General features: G+C 30.1%; 6 protein-coding genes and 1 riboswitch. All 6 genes read left to right on the forward strand.

Annotation, left to right across the window (positions count from 1 at the left end; genetic code table 11):
- The first annotated feature begins 105 nt into the window (after positions 1-105).
- The 6 genes from BHW04_RS01055 to BHW04_RS01080 all read left to right on the forward strand — a co-directional run bounded on the left by BHW04_RS01055 (position 106) and on the right by BHW04_RS01080 (position 7869).
- The gene (locus BHW04_RS01055) at positions 106-1053 is read left to right on the forward strand and encodes an MraY family glycosyltransferase (protein ID WP_186835548.1); all 948 of its coding nucleotides are present in this window, start codon (positions 106-108) and stop codon (positions 1051-1053) included.
- Positions 1054-1100: 47 nt separating this feature from the next.
- Positions 1101-1273: riboswitch (SAM riboswitch) on the forward strand.
- Between the two features lie 112 nt (positions 1274-1385).
- Positions 1386-1616, forward strand: coding sequence for a methylenetetrahydrofolate reductase (locus BHW04_RS01060; protein WP_022212830.1), 231 nt, complete (start codon positions 1386-1388; stop codon positions 1614-1616).
- A gap of 166 nt (positions 1617-1782) precedes the next feature.
- Positions 1783-2052 (forward strand): ACT domain-containing protein, encoded by a 270-nt coding sequence (locus tag BHW04_RS01065; protein ID WP_022212829.1) that lies wholly within the window; start codon positions 1783-1785, stop codon positions 2050-2052.
- A 13-nt stretch (positions 2053-2065) separates the two neighbouring features.
- Positions 2066-3421 carry a PFL family protein gene (locus tag BHW04_RS01070; RefSeq protein WP_302698561.1) on the forward strand — a complete coding sequence of 452 codons (1356 nt, stop codon included), beginning with the start codon at positions 2066-2068 and terminating at the stop codon, positions 3419-3421.
- 195 nt (positions 3422-3616) lie between these two features.
- Entirely contained in the window at positions 3617-5902 is a 2286-nt protein-coding gene (gene helD / locus BHW04_RS01075) for an RNA polymerase recycling motor HelD (RefSeq protein ID WP_186835546.1), read from the forward strand.
- 320 nt (positions 5903-6222) lie between these two features.
- On the forward strand, positions 6223-7869 hold the full coding sequence (locus BHW04_RS01080) for a YrzE family protein (RefSeq protein WP_186835545.1): 1647 nt from the start codon (positions 6223-6225) through the stop codon (positions 7867-7869).
- Positions 7870-8017 lie beyond the last annotated feature (148 nt).

Below are 8017 nucleotides of genomic sequence, written 5' to 3' on the forward strand. Positions count from 1 at the left end.
TCAAACTAAAGTAGTCTATGTTTATCAAGACAAAATAGGTCACGTTGAAAAAGGAAAAATCTCAATATGGGTATGTTTGTCCATATTTCGAGTAGCAGCAAATTGATGAAGTATATATTAGCTATGTTAGTATCTTTTTTATTAGTAATAGGAATAATTCCTTTTTTAATGAAATTGTCTATTAAATATAATTTTACAGATAAACCAACGAAAAGAAAAATACATAGAGGAGAGATTCCTTTATGTGGTGGAATAGCTATGTTCATAGGATTTTTCACATTATACTTTTTTGTTTTTAGAAATCATCCTTTTGATGAAAAGTATGGAATATTTATCGGAGCTTTAATGATTTTACTTATCGGAATAATAGATGATTATAATAAAAGTATTGGTAAGGAATTTGGAATAACTCCAAGGATGATAGTACAATTATTAGCAGCTATTATAGTATATAAATCTGGTGTATCATTTGAAGGATTTACAAATCCACTAACAGGAATATATATTACATTGCCACCAATAATTCAATTTATTTTGACAATAACATGGATTTTTGGTGTAACTACTGTAATAAACTGGTCTGATGGCATGGATGGCCTAGCTGGTTCTTTATCATTTATATCAACATTGACTTTTGCAGCAACAGCAATAATATTAAATCAACCACCATCATTATATTTTTCACTGATATTAGCAGGAGCAATTTTAGGGTTTCTTGTATATAATAAGTATCCAGCAAAAATATTTATGGGTGACTCAGGTGCAAATTTTTTAGGATTTATCCTGAGCATAATTGCTTTAGATGGTGCTTTTAAACAAGCAACAATTTTAAGTTTAATGTTACCGATTTTAGCTCTTGCAGTTCCTATTTTTGATAATTTATTTGTAGTTTTCAAAAGATTTTCAGAAGGAAAACCTGTATATCAGGCAGATAGAAGTCAGATACATTTTAGGCTGCAAGAAAAAGGATTAAATATAGCTCAAATAGTGACAGTTTTAAGTGGTATAAGCTTAATTTGCAGTATAATTTCCATACTTTTATTAATGGTATAAAATAAAAGTATTTACAAGTAATGGATAATTTTATATAATTTAATAAAAACTTATCAAGAGAGGTGGAGGGACTGGCCCTGTGAAATTCAGCAACCTATTTTTAATTGAAAGTTGATAATTATGGATAAAAGTCCTAAGGGACTTTAATTATCAATTATTCATTGTTAAATATCAATTAAATTTGTGGTGCTAATTCTAACAATTTACTGAAAGATAAGGATGTGTAATGTGCTAATTATGAGCCTAAAGGATATTCTTTAGGTTCTTTTTAAGTATAAAAGGTTATAATAGGGGGCAACAATGAGAATTAATAATTTATTTAATGAGAAAAAATGATATTTTTCTTGGCGGTTTTTCGGCCAAAAGTAACATCTTATATAGAGACAATTTATAAAATGTTAGAAGAGCTTAAAGGAGTAAGTCCAGATTATATTAGTGTTACTTATGGAGCAGGTGGGCCAGCTACAAGTAACAGGACTTTAGACATAGCATCTCTTATTAAGAATAAGTATAATATGGAGCCAATGGCACATTTAACATTCAAGCAGGAATTATGCCGGTAATCAATAAGAAGCAAGCGGAGAGGATTACTACTTTATGTGGATCAAATGTACCTAAGAAATATATTATTTCCTAGAAAATCAGTTACAGCAATAATTGGTGTAGGTAAAGAGCTAGTTAGAGAAATAGAATAATTTGATAATTGTAACAAAAATTGGGGGAATTAAAATGAAAGCTATATTAACTGTTATAGGAAAAGATAAAGTGGGGATTATTGCAGCTATAAGCAATAAGTTATCAAAACTTAAAATTAATATTTTAGATGTAAACCAAACTATATTAGATGGATATTTTACCATGATGATGATGCTTGACTTAAAGGAATGTACAGAAGAATTTGCAAATGTACAAAGAGTATTAAACAAAGAAGCATCCATATTAGGTGTTGAAGTAAAAATTCAAAGAGAAGAAATATTTAAATCAATGCATACGTTGTAAAAGGGGTGCAATGGTGAATACGAATAATATTTTAGAAACAATAAAAATGATAGAAGAGGAAAAATTAGATATTAGGACAATAACAATGGGAATATCACTACTAGATTGTATTGATTCAGACGGGAATAAAGCCAGGGAAAATATATATAATAAGATTATAAGGTGTGCAAAAGATTTAGTAAAGGTGGGAAATGAGATAGAGGCAGAGTTTGGTATTCCTATTGTAAATAAAAGAATTTCTGTAACACCAATTTCTCTTATTGCTGCAGCAACAAATGAAGAAAATTATGTGAAATTTGCAGAAGTACTTGATAAAGCAGCCAATGACTTAGGTGTTAACTTTATTGGAGGATTTTCTGCATTAGTTCATAAAGGTTATAATAAGGGAGATAAAATATTAATTAAGTCTATTCCTAAAGCTTTAAAAAGAACAAGTAAAGTTTGTGCATCTGTTAATATAGCTTCCACTAGAAGTGGAATAAATATGGATGCTGTTAAAGAAATAGGTGAAATTATTAAGGAATGTGCTGATTTGACAGCTCATGAAAATGCAATAGCTTGTGCTAAACTTGTGGTTTTTGCCAATGCAGTAGAAGATAATCCGTTTATGGCTGGAGCCTTTCATGGAGTTGGTGAAGCAGATACGGTAATTAATGTAGGTGTAAGTGGACCAGGTGTTGTGCAAAGAGCACTGGAAAAAGTAAAGGGAGAGCCCCTTGATGTAGTAGCTGAAACAATTAAGAAGACAGCTTTCAAAATTACTAGAATAGGACAACTTGTAGCCAATGAGGCTTCTAAAAGACTTGTAGTTCCATTTGGTATTGTAGATTTATCACTGGCACCTACTCCAGCAGTGGGGGATTCTGTTGCACATATTTTAGAAACTATGGGCTTGGAAAGTGTAGGTGCTCATGGAACTACGGCAGCCCTTGCAATACTAAATGATGCAGTGAAAAAAGGTGGTGTAATGGCGTGTAGTCATGTAGGTGGATTAAGTGGAGCATTTATCCCAGTATCAGAAGATGCTGAAATGATTAATGCAGTAAACAAAGGAACACTTAACTTAGAAAAACTAGAAGCTATGACAGCCATATGTTCAGTGGGGCTAGATATGATTGTAATTCCAGGAGATACTAAGGCATCTACCATATCAGCCATAATAGCTGATGAAGCAGCTATTGGAGTAATTAACAATAAAACAACAGCAGTAAGAATAATACCAGCACCAGGATATAGTGAAGGTGATATGGTTCAGTTTGGAGGATTGCTTGGTAGTGGACCTGTCATGAGGATTAATGAAGCATCATCTGAAGAATTTATAAAAAGAGGGGGAAGAATTCCAGCTCCAATACATTCTTTTAAAAATTAAAAAAATAAAGTATTGCTTGTCCGTAGATATTTTTATTGATAAAAATATCATAATTGATAGGCAATACTTTTATTTTTCAAGTAAATTTCATAAAAGTATTTTAATTATAGGGAGTTTTGGAGATAATATAAATAATTGTATAGAAATATAAAGTTATTTCTAAAATAATTTTTTATTAGCAAGGGAGCATTCAAAATGGAGGAGAAAATTAAAATAGAAAGTATAGTTCTCAATGATAAGAGAAAAAAGATTATGAAAGAACTAGAAGAAAAGAGAAAAACACAAGAAGAAGTAATTAATATGCTTAAAATCCTTACCAAAGAATCTAAGGGAGGATATAATCAAGAAAAAGAAAATGTGGAGAAAATATATAAAATATTAAATAAAGAAATTGAAAGTTATGAAGAGGCCCTTAAAAATCCATATTTCGGCAGAGTTGATTTCACTGAAAGATTAGGAGACCATGAAGAAATATACATAGGTAAAAAAGGTATTTCATCCACCAGTGATGGTGATGAAATTGTAGTTGATTGGAGGGCTCCTGTGGCTGATCTTTACTACAGTGGTACAGGGGGTAATGCTTACTATAGAGCACCTATGGGAGTTATAGAAGGTGAACTTGAACTAAAAAGAAAGTTTCTTTTTGAAGACAAGAATATCAAACAAATATTTGATGAAGAAATAAATAAAATACTTATAAACGGCTTAGAAGGAGAAGAACTTGTTGATGAGTTTTTAAAGATAAATCTTGAAGAAAGTCGTGGTAAAAAACTTAAAGAAGTGGTGGCAACCATACAAAAAGAACAAAATGATATTATAAGGTGGCCCAAAAATCTTCCTCTTATAGTTCAAGGAGCTGCAGGTTCAGGAAAGACTACCATAGCACTACATAGATTAGCTTATCTCTTATATAGATATAGAGAGTCTATGGAAGGAAAAGATATTTTGGTACTTGCTCCCAATAAACTATTTTTAGATTATATTTCAGATATACTTCCTAACTTAGGAAGTACAGATGTAAATGAAACTACCTTCCAAGAACTTGTTGTAAGTAAATTAAAGCTTAAAGGAAAGATTAGGACTAAGGATGATAAACTTAAGGAAATAATTGAGACAGCAGATATCCGTGAAAGAAAATGTATCTCCAATGCATCAAAGATTAAAGGTAATTTAATCTTTAAGGTTATTATTGATAGATATATAGCACTGTTAGAAAGTAGTTCTTTAGAAATAAATGATATAGAAATAAAAGGATATGTACTATTTTCCAAAAGAGAAATCACTAGACTTTATCTAAAAGATTTAAAAGCTTATCCATTAAATAAGAGAAAGGATGAAATAAAGAGATATCTAAGCTTAAAGCTTAAAGAAAAGACTGCTAGCTTAGTGGCAATGGTGGATAGGGATTGGCAAAGTAAGATAAATACTATTAAAAATACATATGAAGATGGAGACCAACGAAGAAAAAAGCTTATTGAAGTTTATAATGAAAGAGACAGTATTAAAGAGTATATAAAAAAAGAATCTAAAAAAGTAATGAATGATTACTTTAAAAATTGGCGTGGTATAACTTCCAATGATATTTATATAAATTTATTTAAAGATGATGAATTATTTGAAATTGCTACAGCTAATAGGATACCACGAGATTTAGCTGCATATATTAAGCGAGAGACCATTAAGAATTTTGAAAATGGAATTATTGATGAAGATGATTTAGCACCACTTTTATATATACATATGATACTGGAAGGTATTGAAGAAAAAGAGAAGTATAAGCATATAGTAGTAGATGAGGTACAGGACTATAGCCCATTGCAGATATTACTTATCAATAGTTTAACCAAAGGAAATTCTCTAACATTAGTTGGAGATTTAGCTCAGGGAATATATTATTACAAGGGCATAAGTAAGTGGGAAGATATAACAGAAGGTGTTTTTGAAGGGAAAGCTACCTATATGGCACTTTCACAAAGTTATAGATCCACTATAGAGATAATTAGATTTGCAAATGGAGCCTTGGAAGCACAAAACTTAGGTTTAAATAAAACTAAGCCTGTATTAAGACATGGTAAGGAGCCAGTTATTAAATATACTTCTAGTAAGAGAGAAAGTGTAATGGAAATATATAATGTTGTTGAAGAGATACGTAAAGAGGGGAAACACAGCATTGCTATAATAACCAAGACATTCAAAGAAGCTAAAGTCTTAGAGAAAGACATAAAGAGATATACTAATTTAGAGTATACGATTATTAAAGGAAATGAAAAAAGTGCACCATCCACAGATGTGGTAATAATTCCTGTATATTTAACAAAAGGCCTTGAGTTTGATGGAACTATTATATATAATCCACTAGAAAGTGTTTATGAAAATAATCTGCTTAACCAGAGACTTTTATATGTTGGCCTTACAAGGGCATTACATTATGAATATATAATTGCAGAAGGCAAGCTTTCACAAAATATAAAAACCAACTAGTAAATTAAGAATTAAAAATGAAAAATTAGAAATGAAAGAACAATAATATAGAAGATAAATATAGTTATAAAACTTATCATCCATATAGTTCTCATGTTGATGCATTTGTAGTTATATAATGCAGGTTAATTTTTCATTTTTAATTTTTCATTATATAAAACTCTGTGAGTTTATTCCACAATTCATCACTCGTAATTCATCATTCATAATTAAACAAGTAGGGGGTTTTTTAGACTTCTATAAAAGTTATAAAAAACCTCTTAAAGTATATTGTATTATTATATAATATAGTGTAATATGTAATCGGAGGGGTGATTTTTTTGAATTCAAATAGTAAATTAACGGAATATTTAAAATGGCTGCTAATTACTTATGTCTTTGTAGGTATAGTATTATTATTTTCAAGTAAATTAATTTTAGATTTAACTTTAAGTTCGTTTATAATAATAGCAGTGTTCGTAGCATGTACAGTAGGTTACGGAGTTTTAAGATTAAATAAAAAGTATATAATTGTAGGTGGAGCTGTGGCGCTAGTATATGTTGCTTTAGGAATTATTTTAAGTCCTATAGTAATGCCAAGTGCTCATAGAAATTTAATAGGTGAAGTTGAAGAAGTAGATTTTTCAAGCGAAATACATCATATAGATTTAGCACAGCTTCCAACAATAGATAAAGAGCTTGCTTATAAATTAGCAGATAAAAAGTTAGGTGAAATACCAAGTTTAGGAAGTCAAGTTACCATAGGTAATTTAAGTCTTCAAAGCGTAGATGGATCACTATACTATGTTGCACCATTAGAGCATTCATCATTAATAAAATGGATAACTAATCATAAGGGAACACCAGGGTATGTAAAGGTTAGTGCCACTAATGAAAATGATGTTCAGCTAGTAACAGAATTAAATGGGGAAGAGTTAAAAATAAAATATTTAGAATCAGCATATCTTCTTGATGATTTAGATAGACATGCATTTTTAAATGATATGAAAGCTGGACATACAGACTATACTTTTGAATTAGATGATGATGGAAAGCCTTACTGGGTTATTACAAGATATGATAATGCCATAGGATTCTTAGAGCAAAAAGCTATAGGTACATTAATTATAGATGCTCAAACTGGAGAGTCTAATATATATGATATAGAAAATACTCCAGAATGGGTTGATAGAATACAAACAATGAGCTACATTAAAAACTATTTAAATAAATGGGGAGAATTAGTTCATGGTGTATTTAACTTTAGTGATAAGGACAAGCTAGTTAGTACCGATGGAATGAATATAATTTTTAATGATGATACATGCTATTACTACACTGGTATCACATCTGTAGGTAGTGATGAATCATTAGTTGGTTTTACACTTACTAATACAAGAACTGGAGAAACTACAATGTATAAGACATCAGGTGCTACAGAATATGCAAGTATGAAGTCTGCACAAGGAAAAGTACAGCAGTATGGATATACAGCAACATTCCCATATCTGATAAATATCCAGTCAGAACCAACATATTTTATGACTTTAAAAGATGCAAATGGATTGGTAAAGCAATATGCAATGGTAAATGTGAAAAACTATAATACTGTAGCTGTTGGAGATACATTACAAACAACATTAAATAGATATATAGAAAACTTAACAAGTAGCAATATTTCACTGGAAGGATCTAATAGTGAAGAAGTAGTAAAAGGTGAAATAGAAAGAATTGGTCTTGTGGTAAAAGATGGTGCTAGCATTTATGATTTAAAGATAAAAGGTGAAGATAGCATCTTTACAGTATCAACAGAGACTTCAAGACAAGTAGCTTTAAGTAATATTGGAGATATGGTTGAAATAAGCTTTATAAGAGTAGGTAATGGAGATTATATTATAAGTAATTCATTTAAAAACGTCACATTAGAAGGTTCAGAAAAAGGAAATAACACTGAAGAAAATAATAGTGAAGAAAAAGTGCAACAATAGCATATAGGAATAAAAACTGCTAATATGGATATTAGCAGTTTTTGTTTAGTAAGGAGAAAACTATAGTTAATAAAAATGTTGATAAACGTGTTTAAAAGTTCTAATATATACTCAAGGAGTGATATTAATGAACTATACTAGAGTTTCT

Origin of the sequence: Clostridium sp. 29_15 (assembly GCF_001916075.1) — a bacterium.
GTDB lineage: Bacteria > Bacillota > Clostridia > Clostridiales > Clostridiaceae > Clostridium > Clostridium lentum.